The following is a 17,927-nucleotide window of genomic DNA, read 5'->3' on the forward strand; positions in this document are numbered from 1 at the left end:
TTCGAGCAAGCGTCAGGCCCTGGCTCTTTCCTCCTCGGCCTCAACCTCAGCGTTGAATTCTCGTTTAGAAGACTGCCACTGGTCTTCGGTCATACCGATACGCCAGTAGCCAGAAATGGAAACGTCTTTCTTCGGGATCTCAGATTCGACGAAGAGGAAGCGGCGCAATTCCTTGATCATCTCGGCGACACCGTGGATGAACCAGCTAGTTTTCTTACCTTCTGGAATGCCCGCCTCGCGCACTGCGCGGGATAGCTCTGTGCCGTGGGTTGCGCCGTTGCGGAGGACCCAATGGACTTCCACACCCTCTCGGGTTGGGAGCTCAAACTTCCGATCTTCGGACTCGATTTCGATGTATGCGGTTGCGGTCGTGCCTGCTGGGAGGTGCTTCAGTCCGGCGCTGATAGCTGGCGCTGCGGACTCGTCTCCGGCGAGTACAAAGTGTTCATATTCTGCTGCAGGTCCCCATGCGCCTCCTGGCCCTAAGAAGCCACGCTTGTCTCCGATTTCGGCTACGCGTGCCCACGGTCCAGCCAGGCCGGAATCGCCGTGGGTGACGAAGTCGACGTCAAAGTCGCCGGTTTCGGAGTCCACATTAATCAGAGTGTATGTGCGGGTGATTGGCAGTTTGTCTCGCGGCTGTTCGGCGCGAATTTTCGCAATATCGAACGGCCAGGAGTAATCAGCGTCCTCTGGCACAAACAATAATTTGATGTAATGGTCGGTAAACTCCAGCTCCTTGCCCACAAATGCAGGCGAGTTCATGCTCAAACGAACAAGGTCTGGGGAAATCTGGCGACGTCCAGTAACTGTTGCCTCGTGTGCCTTACGGGGCTTACGCTTCGGTGCTGCTGCTTTAGCTAGGCCAGCCATAGTTGTCACTGTCCTTCAACAAGTCTTGGGCTGTTTTGTACTGGCGGAAGTCTACACGCCACGTGATTAGGTAAGCCTAACACAAGTGTTTCTGGAAATTGCTGGGTGATGCGTTCTCAGGAGGGGGCGTAGTGGCCGGTCGTGAGAAAAACAAAGAACCCTCGCGCCCTATATGTAAAAGGTCACGAGGGTATTTGTGCCCCAGAGAGGAATCGAACCTCCGACACCGGCTTTAGGAGAGCCGTGCTCTATCCACTGAGCTACTAGGGCAATCATCTTCCGGGTAAAACAGCCGTGAAAACACATTCTCGGCGGCCGGAAAATTACTTCATCACTTTAACGCATCTGCGAGCTCTAGTGGCAATTGGGTCCTCGACCTGACACGCAAACATGCAGGAAGCTCGCTATTACCCCCATGTGCTTTTGTGCTCGGCGGTGCCGCCCGGAATCTGGCTAACATGGTTTATAACGAGCGACTTTCTTGCGCTTGCGGTCGCAACAGCGCTACTTATTTTCCGGTCGCTGTTTTGGAGGAGGATGACAATATGATTAAGCCAACTTTCACGGATGTCAACGGTGTCAAGATTAAGTGCTCCATGACCACGGACTCGGACAAGCCGCACCTTTTGGTTTCGCGCATGGAAGATGATGGCTCTTTGACTCCGATTCTGGAGATGAACGTGTACGACTCCAAGTACATGGCCAACGCTTGCGAGATTTACTTGAAGCAGGCCGCTTCGGCTAACCTCCAGGGTTCGATGGCTGGCCTGTCTCCAGATGAGATGGCTGAACAGTTCGGTTACGAGGGAGATCCGACCAATCACTAGTCGAAACGACGCCGCCCGCACTCAGGCCGAGAGCCCTGTATACAGCGGATATGTCGATGTAGACGTCATCGGAATCGGCGCCGGTAGTCCGAGCCACATTACGCTCGAGGCTATCGGCGCTCTTGCTGATGTCGACGTAGTTTTTGCTCTCGACAAGGGTGATGCCAAAGCGGACTTGTTGGCTGCGCGACAGGCGATCGTCGATAAGCATGCGCCGCATGTCGAACTCGTTACCGTTCCCGACCCGCCACGTGACCGCACGCCCGATAACTACGGCGCAGTCGTCCGTGACTGGCATCAGCGCCGTGCAGAGCTGCTTGCCGACGCCTTCGCCGCTCACCTCGGACGAGAGGGCAAGCGCCGCGGTGCGTTCTTGGTCTGGGGTGACCCCTCCTTGTATGACTCAACATTGCGGATTTTGCAGCGCGTCCGCGACCTTGGGCTGGACGTGCGCTCGCGAGTTATCCCCAGTGTGACGGCGATTTCCGCGCTGACCGCAGCGCATGGAGAGTGCCTGAACCAGATTGGTAAGCCGGTATTGATTACCACTGGTCGGCGCCTGGGGGAGCGTGCGCCTGGCATGGATGCGGTGGTGATGCTCGATGGCGGTGCAGCCTGGCTCGAGCACGCGGACCCGGAGGAAGAGATTCTCTGGGGTGCATTCCTGGGAACGGAGCTGGAGACGCTCCGCCGTGGTCGCGTTGGCGACGTCGGCGAAGAGATTGCGGAGCTGAAAAAGAAGCTCCGTGCGGAGCACGGTTGGATTATGGATATCTACCTGCTGCGTTCCGGCGCCTAGGACTGAGCAGTCGCAGCGGTGCCAGTTCGGCTAGCTGACTTTCTTGCCCAAGAAGCCCTCTGCCCATCGGTGGAGGGCTTTTTCGGCGGCTTCGACGCCGTCGGCGACGGTTACCTTGGTGAGGACCTGATCGTCGTTAGGCAACACGCGTGCGGGATCGCCTGCGGGACGGACGGTGATGCTGACGTGGTCGGCATTGATGACCTCGACGGTTGCTAGTGCGAGCATCTCGACGTTCGTCTGCTCAGCAACCGCAAAGCGGTAGGCGGTGTCGTTTTCCCACTCGGTGGTGGAGTTCCGAAGGAACTCGGCGACGGAGTCAGGGGCCAATTCTGTGAGTAATTGGGTTGCGACCGGGGCGTCATCGACGCGGGAATCGTGGCGCAGCGGACGGCAGTAGAAGCGGCCGGCATTTACTTCCATGGGTTCCATACCGTCCACTCTAGACGTCCTGAACAGTGTTTAAGGGCGCCGGGGGAGGGGCTGAAAAGAATCAAGCGGGGCTGGCTGCGAATCCCATCGCAACCAGCCCCGCTTAGAGCTTTAGAACTACTTCAGTTCCATCAGGACATCGCCCTTGCCGACACCTGAGCCAGCCTCGGTAGCCAGACCCGTGACAACGCCGTCCTTGTGAGCCTTGACTGGGTTTTCCATCTTCATGGCCTCAAGGACAACCACGGTGTCACCCTCGGAGACTTCCTGGCCCTCTTCGACGTTGACCTTGATGACGGTGCCCTGCATCGGAGCAACCACAGCGTCACCGGAAGCGGCCTTCTTGGAACCGCCAGCGCGCTTCTTCTTGCTCTTCTTCTTGGCACCAGCGTTGCCGCCGCCCAGAGCCAGGTCGCCCGGCAGGGCTACCTCGACGCGGCGACCGTCGATCTCGACGACAACCTTCTGAGCCGGAACGGTGTCGGTGTCAGCGTCGGAGTCACCGTCGTACGGAGCAATCGGGTTGTCCCATTCCTCTTCAATCCACTTGGTGTAGACGTCAAACTTCTCGCCATCGCCGACAAACGCCGGGTTCTCCACAATGTGGCGGTGGAACGGAATGACCGTTGCCAGGCCCTCAACCTGGTACTCGGACAGAGCACGAGCGGAGCGGCGTAGGGCCTCTTCGCGGGTCTCGCCCCAAACAATCAGCTTGGCCAGCATGGAGTCGAACTGGCCGCCGATGACGTCGCCCTCCTTGATGCCGGTGTCCATGCGGACACCCGGGCCGGACGGTTCGACGTACTTGGTGATGGTGCCCGGAGCCGGCATGAAGTTGCTGCCGGCGTCCTCGCCGTTGATGCGGAACTCGAAAGCGTGACCGCGCATCTCCGGGTCTTCCTTGATGGACAGTTCCTTGCCTTCAGCAATGCGGAACTGCTCGCGGACCAGATCGAGGCCGGTAATTTCCTCGGTGACCGGGTGCTCCACCTGTAGACGAGTGTTGACCTCGAGGAAGTTAATCAGACCGTCAGCGCCAACCAGGTACTCAACGGTGCCCGCACCGTAGTAGCCAGCCTCGCGGCAGATGTCCTTAGCGGACTGGCGCAGGCGCTCATCCTGCTCTGGGGTCAGGAACGGAGCGGGTGCTTCCTCGACGAGCTTCTGGAAACGACGCTGTAGCGAGCAGTCACGGGTGGAGGCGACAACGACGTTGCCGTGCTTATCAGCGAGAACCTGGCACTCGACGTGGCGTGCCTTGTCCAGGTAGCGCTCTACGAAGCACTCACCGCGACCGAAGGCCGCAACGGCCTCACGGGTAGCGGACTCGTAGAGGTCGGCGACCTCTTCCATCTTGTGTGCGACCTTCATGCCGCGGCCACCGCCACCGAAAGCGGCCTTAATGGCGATTGGCAGACCGTGCTCCTTAGCGAACGCGACGACCTCGTCTGCATCCTTAACTGGCTCCTTGGTGCCTGGAGCCATTGGAGCGTCAGCCTTCAGCGCGATGTGACGAGCGGTGACCTTGTCGCCCAGGGCGCGGATGGACTCTGGTGACGGGCCAATCCAGATCAGGCCAGCGTTCTCAACAGCCTCAGCGAAGTCGCCGTTCTCCGACAGGAAGCCGTATCCCGGGTGGATGGCATTAGCGCCGGACTTCTTTGCGGCGTCCAGAATCTTGTCGAAAACTAGGTAGGACTCAGCGGAAGTGGTGCCACCGAGAGCAAAAGCCTCATCCGCCATGGTCACGAAAGGAGCGTCCGCATCCGGCTCAGCGTAAACGGCGACGGAAGGAATGCCGGCGTCCTTCGCAGCGCGAATAACGCGAACGGCAATCTCGCCACGGTTGGCGACGAGAACCTTCGTGATTTTTTCAGTGGTCTGCTCGGACACGAAATCCTCCATTTTTCGTGGGCACCCCGAGAATTGGCCCTCGGGGCAAGGTTGCGACAGTCATTTGTAGGAATCACAAGCAGCACTGCAGTTAACTGAGTGGTGAACCGCAATGCGGTTCACCACGCGGTAGCTAACAGCGTGTGACCCAATGTCTCCATTGTGTCACAGGTGCGGTAAGCAACCTCTTTTTGCTCGCTACATAAGGGGGTAGGGATTGTGGTCTTGAGCAGCGTTCAAGTGGTTATGGGGGCAGCTGAAGTGGCTATTTTCCGCCCAAAAACCTAGGTTTGTGGTTAAAATTATCACCCAAGAGTGCAAGAGCCGCCCCCTTGATTGGGGGCGGCAGGGGGAAACTAAATCTCCGGTGTAGCGTCAGCCGCTGACGCTGGAAAAACGGTGGGGGAAGCGCCCACCGGTTGCGTCGATCGCCTACAGGCTTCCCGGCTCCGAACCGTGGGCAATGGGCATGCCAATCATATTGCCCCACTCAACCCACGAGCCGTCGTAGTTGCGAACATTCTCGTGGCCGAGCAGGTGGTGCAGTACAAACCAGGTGTGCGCGGAGCGCTCGCCGATGCGGCAGTAGACAATCGCCTCATCTTCAAATTGGACGTGCGCGTAAATCTGCTCGAGCTCTTCGCGATCGCGGAAACGCGAGTTCGGGTGAACGGACTGATTCCATGGAATGTTTACCGCGGTTGGAATGTGGCCACCACGCAGGACGCCTTCCTGTGGGTAATCGACCATGTGGGTTCGTGCACCGGCATACTCCTCCGGAGTGCGCACGTCGATAATCGGAGCCTTTCCAATGAGCTCACGTGTATCGCTGAAGTAGGCGCGCAGTGTCTTGTCGTCGCGCTCGACGACAGGGTAGTCAGTGCGTGGGTAATTGGGGACCTCGAAGCTCGTGTCTCGTTCTTCAGTCATCCAGGCATCGCGGCCACCGTTAAGCAGGCGCACGTCGGGATGCCCAAAAAGCTCGAAGACCCAGAGTGTGTAGGCGGCCCACCAGTTGGACTTGTCGCCGTAGATTACGACGGTGTCATCGCGCGAGATGCCCTTCTCGCGCATGAGCTCGGCAAAGCCTTCGGCGTCGATATAGTCGCGGCGCACGGGATCGTTAAGGTCGTGATGCCAGTCGATGCGAACCGCGCCCGGAATATGTCCAATGTCGTAGAGCAGTGAGTCCTCGTCGGATTCAACAACGCGCAGACCGGGAGAGCCCAGTCGGGCAGCAAGCCAGGAGCTAGAGACGAGGCGCTCAGGGTGGGCGTACTGCTGGAACTGGGGGTGCGGGTCGTGCGGAACAGCCATCGGATACTCCCTTGGCGCAAGTTGGGTGGGTGGGACTTTCTGACGTTTATCGTCAATTGCATATCTAGTTTACGGGTCGCGTGGCGAACGGCGGAATAGTCCCCAGTGTGAGCGCTTTCCGACGGCAACAATTGCGTCCGCGGCCACCCTGGGATACGCCTCACAGTTGGGGGTAAAAGCAGTGTTTTCAGCGCGCTTGGAGTCCAGGTAGTGCCCTAAAATTTAGCTGAGAGTTAGCGCAAAAACTGTGTTGATTCGTATCACTGGAAAATGGGCTGAAATGGGCTATCTGCCTGGGTATTCGCTGCGTTACGGAGACAATTGAGTGCCGGAAGTCCATGTATTTTCTTAAAAGGAGTGCCTGTGCACAAGAACATTGTTGTATTCGAGATCGAGGGCGGCTCGGACAAGTACTTCGACGGACACCGCAAGGACACCATGCCAATCGTCAACGCTATCCGCGAAGCCGGTTGGTCCGCTGAGGTCGTCTACTACCGACCGGAGTGGAAGGACGACCTGTACGACTACGTCTCCCAGAACTTCGACGGCTACATCTCCCGCGTAAACCCGGGCAACATCCCGGGTGGTGAGAGGGGCTACTTCGAGCTTCTGACCAGTCTCTCGGTCGCTGGTTTGGTTGGTATGTCCACCCCGGGCGAGATGATGGCCTACGGCGCAAAGGACGCACTGGTCAAGCTCAAGGATACTGACCTGGTTCCGTCTGACACCGCTGCTTACTACGACGTCGAGGCATTCCACAGCACTTTCCCGACCTCCCTGTCCTACGGCGAGCGCGTCCTTAAGCAGAACCGTGGCTCCACCGGATCCGGCATCTGGCGCGTGCGCATCGCTGACGAAGAGGTTGCTAAGAACGTTGAGCCGGGCACCCCGCTGCCGCTAAACACCAAGCTGAAGTGCACCGAGGCCGTGGACAATCACACTGAGACTCGTGAGCTCGGCGAGTTCATGGATTTCTGCGACCAGTACATCATCGGCGATAACGGCATGCTTGTGGACATGCGCTTCATGCCGCGCATCACCGAAGGCGAAATTCGCATTCTGCTGGTCGGCCCGCACCCGGTCTTCGTGGTTCACAAGAAGCCGGCCGAGGGCGGCGACGCTTTCTCCGCAACCTTGTTCTCTGGCGCGAAGTACACCTACAACAAGCCGGAAGAGTGGCAGGACCTCATCGACATGTTTGCTGAGGCTCGCCCGGTCATTGCCGAGAACCTCGGTGGCGACAATATCCCGCTGATCTGGACCGCTGATTTCATGCTGGCAGACGGCGAGAACGGCGAGGACACCTACGTTCTCGGCGAGATCAACTGCTCCTGTGTTGGCTTCACCTCCGAGCTGGATATGGGTATCCAGGAGCTTGTTGCTCAGGAGGCCATCAAGCGCGTTGAGGCTGCTAACAAGTAGTCTCAACAGCTAGGAAAACCGCACCAAATTGGTGCGGTTTTTGCTTTTCGACGGTTCTTGCGATGCCTACCGATTCCAGAACTGGGAGACCGAATAGCCGTAGCGATACAGAGCTCGGCGCACGACAGGTAGCGACAGTCCGATCACACTGGATGAGTCGCCATTGATGCCATCGACAAACCAGCCGCCTAGAGCCTCCAAAGTAAACGCGCCAGCGCACTTCAGCGGCTCGCCCGTCGCAGCGTAGGCACGGATGTCCTCTTCTGGGACTTCAGCGAAATCGAGGGAAGTAATCGCCACCTCAAGGTGCTCGCCCTTTGGTGTCACGACACAGTGACCAGTAATCAGCTCAGCCGTCCGGCCACTCTGTTGATGCCAGCGCTCAATGGTCTTTTCTTCCGTGTGGGGCTTGCCCTGCAACTGCCCGTCGAGAAGCAGCATTGAATCCCCGCCAATGACAATGTCATTGGGGTAGGCCGGAGAGGCAGCGTGTGCCTTGGCCTGCGCGAGTTCCTCGACGATGCGTACCGGCGATGCGTCCGGAAGGGCTGTGATTACGGCATCCTCGTCGACGTTGGGCGCTACTGTGATGGGCTCGATGCCTGCAGAGCGGAGAATGTGCAGTCGCGAAGGGGAAGTGGAAGCCAAGACGATTCGGGGGCTGCTCATAGTTAGTGATTTTAGTGAGGGCGGAATCGTAAAGCCTAATTTTTGTGGCAAACATGCGTGGGGTTGGCCCGATTGTAAGAACAGGCAGATTTTTTTAGATGGCAGCTGCCTTCTAGTGATGTAAAGTAAAGTGGACATCAAGTTAAAGAAAGTACACAGATGAGTGGGGAAGAACGTTCGAACCAGGTCAGGAGATACCGACGCTGGTTGGAGCTGAGCCAAGCGGATTTAGCCGCGCAGGTGGAGGTCTCGCGGCAAACCATTGCAAATATCGAGCGGGGAAATTACTCGCCTTCGGTGTATTTGGCGTTGCGTATCTGCAAGGTCCTGGGAAAAACAGTCGAAGAAATTTTTGGTGAGGAAGGATACTGACAATGTCCTATGCGGATGTCGTAATTGAACGCAACAGCGCCACGGTGGACGATGAGTATCAGCAGATGTTGCTGCATAAGTCCTACACGTACGGGTTCACAATGATGATGTGGGCTAACTACGTGCTTGCAACGGTACTGATTTGGCTCATTCCAGAGCCAAAGATGGTGGGCGTGACAGTGGCAATCATCTTGATGCCGCTGGTTGGACTCCTGTTTTCGCAGCGGTGGTTGCGACGTCAAGTGCCAATGCCGAAGATTAATGGTCTTACAAAAGGCGAGATTGCAGCACTCGTAGCCGTCATTGGGCTGTGGCTGATTGGTTTTATCAGAGTGCAATTGCTCTCTGAGGCAAGCGCTGGTGGGGCACTATCGGAATCGTGGGGATTCATTGCCGGCGCTGTGGTGGGTGCTGCCATCGGTCTGGCGTTTGTGTATTTCCTGTTCAAGGTGGTGTGGCCGGTAGCTCGCAACCGTGATCAGCGTCGGCTGGACCGGGAGCTCGATGACGAGTTTGATGGCGAGTCGCTGGGTGAACAACGCTAGTAATAAGCAGTGGTCAAGGCTAAGGCAGTAACAAAAACCAAAGCGCCACCATCGGAAAACCCGATGGTGGCGCTTTGTGCTAGCGAATCGACGCAGCTAGCGTGCGGTAACGACTACGCGCTAAGCGGTAGCTGTACTAGTAGAAATGGACGTTGCGGAACGTGCCCGGTACGTGCTGGTGCGGCTGGTGGAAACCCTCTTCCAGCCGACCCCAGTTGTTGCGCGGGCCGCGGTCCTCTGGGGCGCCGCCGGCTGCTGCCATACCTGCGAACAAAAGCGCGAGCGTGGCAGTTTCAGCGTCAGACGGGTTGCCCTTGAGGACGGACATGAACGGTGCAGCCGGGGCTGTAGCGGCGTCCTTGTCTTCGGTTGCTGGGGGGTTTTTGGAATCGGTCACAGCGGAATGTTCCCATGCTTCTTGGCGGGTACGTTAACAACCTTGCGATCCAGTAGACGCAGACCCTCGATGATCTGGCCGCGGGTCTCGCTCGGCGGGATAACGGCGTCGATGAAGCCGCGCTCAGCAGCCATGTACGGGTTGACCAGGGTGGCCTCGTACTCTGCCTCGTACTCCTTCTGCAGTGCGACGACATCCTTGCCCTCGGCCGCAGCAGCCTTGAGCTCCTTGCGGTAGATGAAGCCGACAGCGCCGGAAGCACCCATGACCGCAATCTGAGCGGTCGGCCATGCCAGGTTGATGTCAGCGCCCATGTCCTTGGAGCCCATCACACAGTAAGCTCCGCCGTAGGCCTTACGGGTGATGACGGTAATCTTCGGGACGGTGGCCTCAGCATATGCGTACAACAGCTTGGCGCCACGGCGGATGATGCCGTCGAACTCTTGGTTGGTGCCCGGCAGGAAGCCTGGAACGTCAACCAGCATGATGATCGGAATGTTGAAGGCGTCACAGGTGCGGACGAAGCGAGCCGCCTTCTCGGATGCCTTGATGTCGAGGCAGCCAGCGAACTGAATCGGCTGGTTGGCGACGAAACCGACCGAGCGACCCTCCACGCGACCGAAGCCGATGACCACGTTCTGTGCGTAGTCCTCCTGAATTTCCAGGAAGTCCTCGTCGTCGACCAGACGGGTGATGACGTCCTTGATGTCGTACGGCTGGTTTGGGGAGTCCGGAATCAGCGTGTCGAGCTCGAGGTCAGTCTCAGTGATGTTGTCAGCGATGGAGCCCTCGAACGGCTCAGCCTCCATGCGAGGAGCCTCAGCGCGGTTGTTGGACGGCAGGTAGCTGACTAATTCCTGAACGAAAGTCAGAGCGTCTTCGTCATCAGCGGCGGTGTAGTGCGAAGTACCGGAGGTGCTCATGTGAGTACCAGCGCCACCCAGCTCTTCCTGTGTGACCTCTTCGCCAGTGACGGTCTTAATAACGTCCGGGCCGGTGATGAACATCTTGGAAGTGCCATCGACCATGACAATGAAGTCGGTCAGAGCCGGGGAGTAGACGTGGCCACCAGCGCAGGCGCCCATGATCAGGGAGATCTGTGGAATAACACCAGAAGCCTGGGTGTTTCGGAAGAAAATCTGGGAGTAGAGGCCGAGGGAAACAACGCCCTCTTGGATGCGGGCACCAGCACCCTCGTTGATGCCGATAATTGGGACACCGGTCTTGATGGCCAGATCCATGATCTTGACAATCTTTTCACCGTAGACTTCACCGAGCGCGCCACCGAAGATGGCGCCGTCCTGCGAGAAGACACAGACCTGGCGGCCATCGATGGTGCCGTAGCCTGTCACAACACCGTCAGTGACAGGGCGCTTGGCGTCGAGGCCGAAGTTCTTGGAGCGGTGACGTGCGAGAGCGTCAACCTCCACGAACGAGCCCTCGTCCAAGAGGAACTCGATGCGCTCACGAGCGGTCATCTTGCCCTTGTCGTGGACGCGGTCAATGCTGGCCTGGCCCATTGGAGCCTGGGTCTCTGCGAGACGGGCTCGCAGATCGGCCAGCTTTCCAGCAGTAGTGGTCAAATCCGGGGTTTCACCGGTTGATGTATTTGCGGCAGTCGTCATACCAACTAGTTTACGTTTCGAAAACGGGGGGAGGTAGTTGGGGGGGGCAATCGCTGTTAACAAAAGTAGGGGTAATGACTAGCTCGTTGTACAGCAAAAAGCCTGCTCTTACAGTGGAATATTGCCGTGCTTGCGCGCAGGCCACGGTACTTTCTTTGAAGTTAGCAGGCGCAGATTTTTTATCACTCGAGTTCGTGTCTCGGAGGGGAGGATGACTTCATCAATTAACCCCCGTTCGGCGGCACGATAAGGCGTGAGCATGTGTTGCTCGTATCCCATTTCCAGTTCAGCAATGAGTTCTTTCACACTCTCGGGAGTGCCAAATCTATCGGCCGCTGGATCTGCTGCGAGAGCTGCTTCGGTGGCGGTTCGAATCTCGGCACGATGGAGGAAGCGTACTGCGCCAGAGGCGCCCATCACGGCGATCTGTGCCGTCGGCCAAGCCAGATTTACATCCGCGCCGAGCCCCTTTGACCCCATCACGCAATAAGCACCGCCATAGGCCTTGCGCATGGTGACGGTGATTTTAGGAACGGTTGCTTCTGCATACGCATAGAGCAATTTAGCGCCACGGCGCAGAATTCCCTGGTGTTCTTGATTTGAACCGGGGAGAAAGCCGGGTACGTCTACGAGAAAGACGAGTGGAATGTTGAAACAATCGCAGGTTCGGACGAATCGCGCGGCCTTCTCCGCTGCATCGATATCTAGGCAGCCCGCGAATTCCATGGGCTGATTAGCGACAAACCCAACAGATTGACCATTGAGACGGCCAAGGCCAATTACGACATTGGCTGCCCGGTTTTCCTGGATTTCCAGGAACTCCGCATCGTCGCAAAGCGCGTAGATGACTTCATGCACGTCGTACGGCGTGGATGGGCTGTCGGGAATGAGACTGTCGAGGGTGCGATCAGTGTCGGTGATTTCGTCACTGGCATCGGAATCCCAGCTGGGCGCGGGGGAGGTTGTGTTGTTGGGGAGGTAGTCCAGCAAATCGCAGACCCAGTCGAGTCCATCCTGCTCGCTAGTGGCGGTGTAGTGGGAGTTTCCGGCGATCTCCATATGGGTGTCGGCGCCGCCGAGCTCGTGCTGGCTGATTTTTTCGCCAGTGACTGTTTCGATTACGTCAGGGCCGGTGACGAACATACGGGAGCTTTCCTCCACCATGACAACGAAGTCCGTCAGTGCTGGGGAGTAGGCATTTCCGCCCGCACAGGCACCAAAAATGACTGAAATCTGCGGAATGACGCCGCTGGCGCGAACGTTGTGGTGGAACGTCTGGGCAATAAAGTCCAGTGAGACTGCGCCATCTTGGATGCGGGCGCCGGCGCCTTCGTACATGCCAATAAGGGGGCGGCCGGTAGTGATGGCAAGTTCCTGAATCTTGACCATCTTTTCGCCGTAGACCTCTCCGAGTGCACCACCGAAGATTGTGCCGTCCTGAGAGAAGATGCAGACCTCACGGCCGTCTATGGTTCCCCAGCCGGTGATGATTCCGTCGGTCACGGGGCGTTTGGCTTCCATCCCAAATGCGGTAGTGCGGTGGCGGGCTAGCGCATCAAATTCGACAAAAGATCCTTCGTCCAGCAGGTAGTCAATGCGCTCGCGGGCATTCATGCGCTCAGTCAGTTTGAGCTTGTCGTAGCCCCGCGACCCCATCGGAGTCAGTGCAGCAGTGCGTCGGCGTAGAAGGTCTTCATTGAGAAAAGCGGTGGTGTGTTGCTCCGCCGCCAAACGTGAGGAAATAGTCATGTTATGGAATGTAGTGTTTGGGAAGGAAAATAGTAAAGCAGGCGAGCTGTGATGATTCTCACGCTGTCGAGCTCTTGAGAAAGGTCACGACTCAGTGAATCCGGCCATGGCGCTAGACTGCTGTGCATGACCAACCCCAGGATTGTTGCTTCCCGCAAGCCTCTTGACGCCACGCGTGTGCGCGCAGCCGCGCCGGGCTGGAATTCCATTGAGGTTGTCGAAACCACTGGTTCGACCAACGCTGATCTTCGGAAACAGGCGGCACTGGGGCAGGTGGCAGATCTCAGTGCGCTTATCGCCTCGGAGCAGACCGCAGGTCGCGGTCGACTGAGTCGTAGTTGGACGGCCCCGAAGGGTGCGTCCATTGCACTCAGCGCGCTGCTGCGCCCGGAAGGGCTCGCACCCGAGCAACTGGGTCTGTTGCCGTTAGTCGCGGGCCTCGCAGTTGTCGATGCTGTTGTGGAAGTTGCGGGTCTTGCGCCTGAACGCGTTTCCCTGAAGTGGCCGAACGATGTCCTGGTTGACGGTCGTAAGCTCTGCGGAATTCTGGTGGAGGCCGCGTCGCTGACACCGCCAATTCTCATTCCGGGAATCGGCATCAACGTTTCCCTGCAGGAAGATGAGCTGCCGGTGCCACACGCCATTTCGCTATACCTGGCGGGAGCGGAAAACCTCGACCGCGACGACATCTCCGCTGGTGTGCTGCGTGCGCTGGGACGTCGTCAAGCGCAGTGGCGAAAGGGCGATGCGGAGCTGCTGCGGGACTACGAGGCGGTGTGCGCGACCATCGGTTCGAACGTGCGCGTGGAGTTGCCGGGGGATCGCGTGCTGGTGGGCAAGGCGGTTGGCGTGCGTGCCGACGGCGAATTGATCGTCACCGATGAAGCTGGCACAAGTCACTTTGTTGCGGCCGGTGACGTGTTCCATGTTCGTGCCACTGACGGCGGCTATGCGTCCCCGCAGGCTGATTCGGAGCGGGGGTAGTGCTGTATGGCCTTTCCCGATGATGAGTTGGACACGCGCGAGGCAATTCTGCTGGACACCAATCCAACTTTTGGTCGGCTGGTGTGGCCGCTCTTGGAACTCATGGTTATCACGGGCGTCTGCTGGTTGCTGATTGGTTTTATCGACGGCCCTGGGATTGCTCCGGGAGATCTGCAAGGTGTGCGTCAGCTGCTGCTCTTCGCGTGGCTGGGGCTTATTCTCTGGCGCGTCGTTCGTCCGGTACTAAGTTGGCTGGGGGAGCGGTTTGTGCTGACTGATAGGCGGATTATTTTGCGCCGCGGCATTCTGCGCCCGCAGGTGGTCTCGATTGATCTGCGTTCGGTGCGTGCGGTCAATCGCAAGGGCGGCGTGTTGTATCTGCACACCCGCAGTTTCGGCCCGCCGCTGGCTGTAGAAGATATTCCCAGCTCCCGCAAGGTGGCTAAGTTGGTCTCCCGGTTGACTTAGAATTTTGGGTCATAACCTACAATCAGGGGTGTGATTGCTTCGGATACCCCTGAAAACTCCACTAATTCCACTTCTAATTCCGCTGCAGCGCTAACTGCTGCGCAGCATCCCGCGCATGCTGATGGCGTGCCGGTTGTGGCGGTGATTGGTGACGGTCAGCTGGCTCGTATGATGCAGACTGAGGCCATTGAGCTGGGACAGTCCATCCGTTTGCTCGCCGGTTCGCCGGATGCTTCCGCAGCGCAGGTGTGTGCGGACGTTATCATCGGCGACTACCACGTCTGGGAAGATGTTGAGCGCGCTGTCGCCGGTGCGCAGGCCGTGACTTTCGACCATGAGCACGTTCCCACCGAATTCCTCAACAAGCTGACCGAGATGGGCTACTCGGTTCAGCCTCAGCCGTCGGCGTTGCTGTACGCGCAGGATAAGCTGCTGATGCGCCAGCGCCTGGAGGAACTGGGCGCTCCAGTACCTGCCTACGCTGCAATTGAGTCCGCCGAGGATGCCGAAGCATTCTTCGACCGCGTTGACGGTGCCGTCTGCCTGAAGGCTCGCCGCGGCGGTTACGACGGTCACGGCGTGTGGTTCCCGAAGGACCGCGAGGATCTGCGTGCGCTTGTCGACGAACTGCTGGGCAAGGACGTGCCGCTGATGGCCGAGCGGAAGGTCGCGCTGGTTCGTGAGTTGTCGGCCATGTGTGCGCGCACGCCGTCGGGCGAGGTCAAGGCCTGGCCGGTCCTCGAGTCCGTGCAGCGTGACGGCATCTGTGTTGAGGCAATCTGCCCGGCGCCAGGGCTTGCCGACGACCTTGCGAGAGCGGCCGAAAAGCTCAGTGTGACCATCGCTTCCGAGCTGGGAGTAACCGGCGCGCTGGCAGTTGAGCTGTTCGAAACCGTCGATGCTGACGGCAACCCGGAGATTTTTGTCAACGAGTTGGCCATGCGGCCACACAACACTGGTCACTGGTCGCAGGACGGCTGTGAGACCAGCCAGTTTGAGCAGCACCTGCGTGCAGTTGCTGACATGCCACTGGGTTCCACTCGCCCGACTGCGCCGGTGACGGTAATGGTCAATACGCTCGGTGGCGATGAGGCCTCGGATGTACCTATTTCACAGCGTTTTGCTGAGGTATGGCGTCGTTTCCCATCAGCGAAGATTCACTGGTACGGGAAGGATTGGCGCCCTGGACGTAAGCTGGGGCACGTCAACCTGTGCGGCTACGACGCAAGCCCGGAAGGCATCGCGGAGACCCGGCGGGTTGCCAACCTCGCTGCTGGCTACATCGTCGATGGCGTGTGGGCAGACGGCTACACCGCATAGGTGGCTGGCGCTGTATAAGAATTAGATTGCTATCTCAAGGAGACAACATTGGCTGAAGCAAACCAGGTGGCAAGCCCGAAGTTGGCCAACGTAACCGGTCCGCTGGTCGGTCTGATTATGGGGTCGGACTCGGATTGGCCGACCATGGAGCCCGCAGCGGAGGTCTTGGCTGAGTTCGGAATTCCCTTTGAGGTAGGTGTGGTCTCTGCACACCGCACTCCGGAACGCATGATTGACTACGCAAAGTCCGCCGCTGACAAGGGGCTGCGCTGCATTATCGCTGGCGCCGGTGGTGCAGCACACCTGCCGGGCATGGTTGCGTCGGCCACTCCGCTGCCGGTTATCGGCGTGCCACGCGCGTTGGAGAACCTGGAGGGTGTCGATTCCCTGCTGTCAATCGTTCAGATGCCGGGCGGCGTTCCGGTGGCAACCGTCGGTGTGGGCGGCGCTAAGAACGCTGGCCTGCTGGCTGTGCGTATTCTCTCGGCCGGTTACCCGGAGCTCATTGTGGCGATGGAGAACTACCAGGCCAACATGCGCGATGAAGTTCTGGCGAAGGACGAGCGTCTGCGCAAGAAGCTGATGGGTGAGTAGGGCGCGCAACCAGCCCCGAACTACCCGCGCATATGAACTGCGGGGTAGTGGAACGTGTCCGGGTCGGCAGTCTCCCAGGCTTCGGCCCAGTTGTGGAAGCGAGTTCCGCTCAGCAGCTCGCCTGGCTGCAGCCAGTTGTAGAGCTCCGCGTAGGTCTCACCGACCTGCTCATTGGTGCGCCGCAGCAGGTGGGACGGCCCCAGCTCAGAGAAGCTATTCAGGCCCATCGATGCCAACAGGCTAGCTGCTTCCGCGACCGTGGCATTGTGATAGTTGGCCACACGCTGACCCTTGTCGTCGACATCCAGGGCCTTCCACAGGCTCGGATCCTGGGTAGCCACACCCACCGGGCAGGTGTTTGTATGACATAGCTGAGATTGGATACAGCCGGTGGCCATCATCATGCCGCGAGCCGAGTTCACAAAGTCAGCACCGATGCACATGCGCTTCACAATATCGAAGCCAGTAATGACCTTGCCGGACGCACCGAGCTTAATGCGATCGCGCAGACCGGCACCTACGAGCGCGTTATGGACGAGAATCAGGCCGTCGGTAAGCGGCAGGCCAACGCGGTCGGAGTATTCCAGCGGTGCAGCACCGGTGCCGCCTTCAGCGCCGTCGACGATGATGAAGTCCGGGGTGATGTTCTCTTCCAGCATGGCCTTGCACACGGCGAGGAACTCAAGCTGGGAGCCAACACACAGCTTGAAACCGACCGGCTTGCCACCGTTGAGCTCACGCATGGTGCCCATAAACCGAACAAGTTCACGCGGGGTGGAGTAGACGCGGTGGTACGGAGGGCTCATCACGCCCTTGCCAACTGGTACGTGGCGAGTAGCCGCAATCTCTTCGTTGACCTTGTGACCTGGCAGCATGCCGCCGAGTCCAGGTTTTGCGCCCTGGCTAACCTTCAGATAGGTTGCCTTGACCTGCGGAATCTTAGCCTTTTCGCGGAAGAGCTCCGGGTCGAAGTCGCCATCCTCAGTACGTGCACCGAAGTATCCGGACCCCAGCTGCCAATAGAGGTCTGCGCCATACTTCAAGTGGTAAGGGCTGATAGCGCCCTCGCCGGTGTCCTGTACGAAGTTGCCCAGCTTCGCGCCCTTATTCATTGCCATGACAGCGTTAGGGGACAGAGAGCCGAAACTCATGGCTGAGATGTTGAAGACAGACGCTGAGTACGGCTGGGCGCAGTCCGGACCGCCAATATCTACGCGCGGATCCTCGATGACGTGCTGGCTCGGCGCCATCGAGTGGCGGACGTACTCGTAGCCGGGCGCATTAATCTTTCGCTCAGTACCGAATGACTTCTTCGAGGACAGCCCCTTCGCACGCTCGTAGACCACGGTACGAGTATCGCGGTCGAACGGAGCGCCGTCGAAGTTGCGCTCGATGAAATACTGCTGCATCTCAGGGCGAATGGTCTCACCCATGTAGCGCAGATGGCCGATGACCGGGAAGTTCCGCAAGATGGAGTGCTTCTTTTGAAGCATGTCATAGATAGCCACAACATCCAGGAAGAGGATGAAGGCCATCAGAATCCACCACCATGGGCTCAGATCCCATACAGCCAGTGCGCCCAAGACGTTGATGAGGGCGAGAATCGCAAGAATATATGGTCGGGTAATCACGGTTTCCAGG

Annotated in this window: 18 protein-coding genes and 1 tRNA gene; 9 read left to right on the forward strand and 10 right to left on the reverse strand. The window is 58.6% G+C overall.

Annotated elements, in window-relative coordinates:
- Positions 1-12: 12 nt before the first annotated feature.
- Both CRD13_RS08460 and CRD13_RS08465 read right to left on the reverse strand, forming a co-directional pair.
- Positions 13-873 (reverse strand): siderophore-interacting protein, encoded by an 861-nt coding sequence (locus CRD13_RS08460; RefSeq protein WP_016423293.1) that lies wholly within the window; start codon positions 871-873, stop codon positions 13-15.
- A gap of 197 nt (positions 874-1,070) precedes the next feature.
- A tRNA-Arg gene (locus tag CRD13_RS08465) sits at positions 1,071-1,143 on the reverse strand.
- A 275-nt stretch (positions 1,144-1,418) separates the two neighbouring features.
- Here CRD13_RS08465 and CRD13_RS08470 point away from each other — a divergent pair.
- Together CRD13_RS08470 and cobF are read left to right on the forward strand one after the other, a co-directional pair.
- Positions 1,419-1,700: a hypothetical protein gene (locus CRD13_RS08470; RefSeq protein WP_016423292.1), complete on the forward strand. Its 282-nt coding sequence runs from the start codon at positions 1,419-1,421 to the stop codon at positions 1,698-1,700.
- Positions 1,651-2,499, forward strand: coding sequence for a precorrin-6A synthase (deacetylating) (gene cobF, locus CRD13_RS08475; RefSeq protein WP_222866700.1), 849 nt, complete (start codon positions 1,651-1,653; stop codon positions 2,497-2,499). Before CRD13_RS08470 ends, cobF begins: the two co-directional genes overlap by 50 nt.
- Before the next feature lie 30 nt (positions 2,500-2,529).
- On the opposite strand, the gene CRD13_RS08480 is transcribed toward cobF, so the two are convergent.
- From CRD13_RS08480 to CRD13_RS08490, 3 genes are all read right to left on the reverse strand, one after another.
- Positions 2,530-2,931 (reverse strand): hypothetical protein, encoded by a 402-nt coding sequence (locus CRD13_RS08480; protein WP_042388876.1) that lies wholly within the window; start codon positions 2,929-2,931, stop codon positions 2,530-2,532.
- Between the two features lie 117 nt (positions 2,932-3,048).
- Entirely contained in the window at positions 3,049-4,836 is a 1,788-nt protein-coding gene (locus CRD13_RS08485) for an acetyl/propionyl/methylcrotonyl-CoA carboxylase subunit alpha (protein WP_042388874.1), read from the reverse strand.
- A gap of 420 nt (positions 4,837-5,256) precedes the next feature.
- Entirely contained in the window at positions 5,257-6,141 is an 885-nt protein-coding gene (locus CRD13_RS08490) for a sulfurtransferase (RefSeq protein ID WP_049189714.1), read from the reverse strand.
- Between the two features lie 363 nt (positions 6,142-6,504).
- Between CRD13_RS08490 and CRD13_RS08495 the strand changes: the two genes are divergently transcribed.
- Positions 6,505-7,563 carry a Cj0069 family protein gene (locus CRD13_RS08495; protein WP_016423287.1) on the forward strand — a complete coding sequence of 353 codons (1,059 nt, stop codon included), beginning with the start codon at positions 6,505-6,507 and terminating at the stop codon, positions 7,561-7,563.
- A gap of 66 nt (positions 7,564-7,629) precedes the next feature.
- On the opposite strand, the gene CRD13_RS08500 is transcribed toward CRD13_RS08495, so the two are convergent.
- Positions 7,630-8,232 (reverse strand): nucleoside triphosphate pyrophosphatase, encoded by a 603-nt coding sequence (locus CRD13_RS08500; protein WP_016423286.1) that lies wholly within the window; start codon positions 8,230-8,232, stop codon positions 7,630-7,632.
- A gap of 159 nt (positions 8,233-8,391) precedes the next feature.
- On the opposite strand from CRD13_RS08500, the gene CRD13_RS08505 reads away from it, so the two are divergent.
- Positions 8,392-8,604 carry a helix-turn-helix transcriptional regulator gene (locus tag CRD13_RS08505; protein WP_042388872.1) on the forward strand — a complete coding sequence of 71 codons (213 nt, stop codon included), beginning with the start codon at positions 8,392-8,394 and terminating at the stop codon, positions 8,602-8,604.
- A 2-nt stretch (positions 8,605-8,606) separates the two neighbouring features.
- Positions 8,607-9,149 (forward strand): hypothetical protein, encoded by a 543-nt coding sequence (locus tag CRD13_RS08510; protein WP_016423285.1) that lies wholly within the window; start codon positions 8,607-8,609, stop codon positions 9,147-9,149.
- Positions 9,150-9,285: 136 nt separating this feature from the next.
- Here the strand turns inward: CRD13_RS08510 and CRD13_RS08515 are convergent, their stop codons facing one another.
- The 3 genes from CRD13_RS08515 to CRD13_RS08525 all read right to left on the reverse strand — a co-directional run bounded on the left by CRD13_RS08515 (position 9,286) and on the right by CRD13_RS08525 (position 12,920).
- Positions 9,286-9,546, reverse strand: a complete 261-nt coding sequence (locus CRD13_RS08515) for an acyl-CoA carboxylase subunit epsilon (RefSeq protein WP_187401521.1) — start codon at positions 9,544-9,546, stop codon at positions 9,286-9,288.
- On the reverse strand, positions 9,543-11,171 hold the full coding sequence (locus CRD13_RS08520; RefSeq protein ID WP_016423283.1) for an acyl-CoA carboxylase subunit beta: 1,629 nt from the start codon (positions 11,169-11,171) through the stop codon (positions 9,543-9,545). Before CRD13_RS08520 ends, CRD13_RS08515 begins: the two co-directional genes overlap by 4 nt.
- Positions 11,172-11,279: 108 nt before the next feature.
- Positions 11,280-12,920 (reverse strand): acyl-CoA carboxylase subunit beta, encoded by a 1,641-nt coding sequence (locus CRD13_RS08525; RefSeq protein WP_016423282.1) that lies wholly within the window; start codon positions 12,918-12,920, stop codon positions 11,280-11,282.
- A gap of 126 nt (positions 12,921-13,046) precedes the next feature.
- Here CRD13_RS08525 and CRD13_RS08530 point away from each other — a divergent pair, with 126 nt between their 5' ends.
- The 4 genes from CRD13_RS08530 (at position 13,047) to purE (ending at position 16,286) form a co-directional block, all read left to right on the forward strand.
- Complete coding sequence (locus tag CRD13_RS08530; protein WP_016423281.1) at positions 13,047-13,904, forward strand: biotin--[acetyl-CoA-carboxylase] ligase; 858 nt, start codon at positions 13,047-13,049, stop codon at positions 13,902-13,904.
- A 6-nt stretch (positions 13,905-13,910) separates the two neighbouring features.
- The gene (locus CRD13_RS08535) at positions 13,911-14,372 is read left to right on the forward strand and encodes a PH domain-containing protein (RefSeq protein WP_016423280.1); all 462 of its coding nucleotides are present in this window, start codon (positions 13,911-13,913) and stop codon (positions 14,370-14,372) included.
- A gap of 30 nt (positions 14,373-14,402) precedes the next feature.
- Positions 14,403-15,692, forward strand: a complete 1,290-nt coding sequence (locus CRD13_RS08540) for a 5-(carboxyamino)imidazole ribonucleotide synthase (RefSeq protein WP_016423279.1) — start codon at positions 14,403-14,405, stop codon at positions 15,690-15,692.
- Between the two features lie 117 nt (positions 15,693-15,809).
- Positions 15,810-16,286, forward strand: a complete 477-nt coding sequence (purE, locus tag CRD13_RS08545; RefSeq protein ID WP_042389458.1) for a 5-(carboxyamino)imidazole ribonucleotide mutase — start codon at positions 15,810-15,812, stop codon at positions 16,284-16,286.
- Between the two features lie 20 nt (positions 16,287-16,306).
- Here the strand turns inward: purE and CRD13_RS08550 are convergent, their stop codons facing one another.
- Positions 16,307-17,917 (reverse strand): FMN-binding glutamate synthase family protein, encoded by a 1,611-nt coding sequence (locus tag CRD13_RS08550; RefSeq protein WP_016423277.1) that lies wholly within the window; start codon positions 17,915-17,917, stop codon positions 16,307-16,309.
- Positions 17,918-17,927 lie beyond the last annotated feature (10 nt).

Source organism: Corynebacterium sp. LK26 (assembly GCF_014335085.1).
Taxonomy (GTDB): domain Bacteria; phylum Actinomycetota; class Actinomycetes; order Mycobacteriales; family Mycobacteriaceae; genus Corynebacterium; species Corynebacterium jeikeium_D.

Coding starts and splice junctions, on each gene's coding strand:
- CRD13_RS08470 (WP_016423292.1), top strand. CDS start 1,419: ATGATTAAGCCAACTTTCACGGATGTCAACGGTGTCAAGATTAAGTGC.
- CRD13_RS08500 (WP_016423286.1), bottom strand. CDS start 8,232: ATGAGCAGCCCCCGAATCGTCTTGGCTTCCACTTCCCCTTCGCGACTG.
- CRD13_RS08505 (WP_042388872.1), top strand. CDS start 8,392: ATGAGTGGGGAAGAACGTTCGAACCAGGTCAGGAGATACCGACGCTGG.
- CRD13_RS08490 (WP_049189714.1), bottom strand. CDS start 6,141: ATGGCTGTTCCGCACGACCCGCACCCCCAGTTCCAGCAGTACGCCCAC.
- cobF (WP_222866700.1), top strand. CDS start 1,651: ATGAGATGGCTGAACAGTTCGGTTACGAGGGAGATCCGACCAATCACT.
- CRD13_RS08525 (WP_016423282.1), bottom strand. CDS start 12,920: ATGACTATTTCCTCACGTTTGGCGGCGGAGCAACACACCACCGCTTTT.
- CRD13_RS08530 (WP_016423281.1), top strand. CDS start 13,047: ATGACCAACCCCAGGATTGTTGCTTCCCGCAAGCCTCTTGACGCCACG.
- CRD13_RS08485 (WP_042388874.1), bottom strand. CDS start 4,836: ATGGAGGATTTCGTGTCCGAGCAGACCACTGAAAAAATCACGAAGGTT.
- CRD13_RS08460 (WP_016423293.1), bottom strand. CDS start 873: ATGGCTGGCCTAGCTAAAGCAGCAGCACCGAAGCGTAAGCCCCGTAAG.
- CRD13_RS08535 (WP_016423280.1), top strand. CDS start 13,911: ATGGCCTTTCCCGATGATGAGTTGGACACGCGCGAGGCAATTCTGCTG.
- CRD13_RS08520 (WP_016423283.1), bottom strand. CDS start 11,171: ATGACGACTGCCGCAAATACATCAACCGGTGAAACCCCGGATTTGACC.
- purE (WP_042389458.1), top strand. CDS start 15,810: ATGGGGTCGGACTCGGATTGGCCGACCATGGAGCCCGCAGCGGAGGTC.
- CRD13_RS08480 (WP_042388876.1), bottom strand. CDS start 2,931: ATGGAACCCATGGAAGTAAATGCCGGCCGCTTCTACTGCCGTCCGCTG.
- CRD13_RS08510 (WP_016423285.1), top strand. CDS start 8,607: ATGTCCTATGCGGATGTCGTAATTGAACGCAACAGCGCCACGGTGGAC.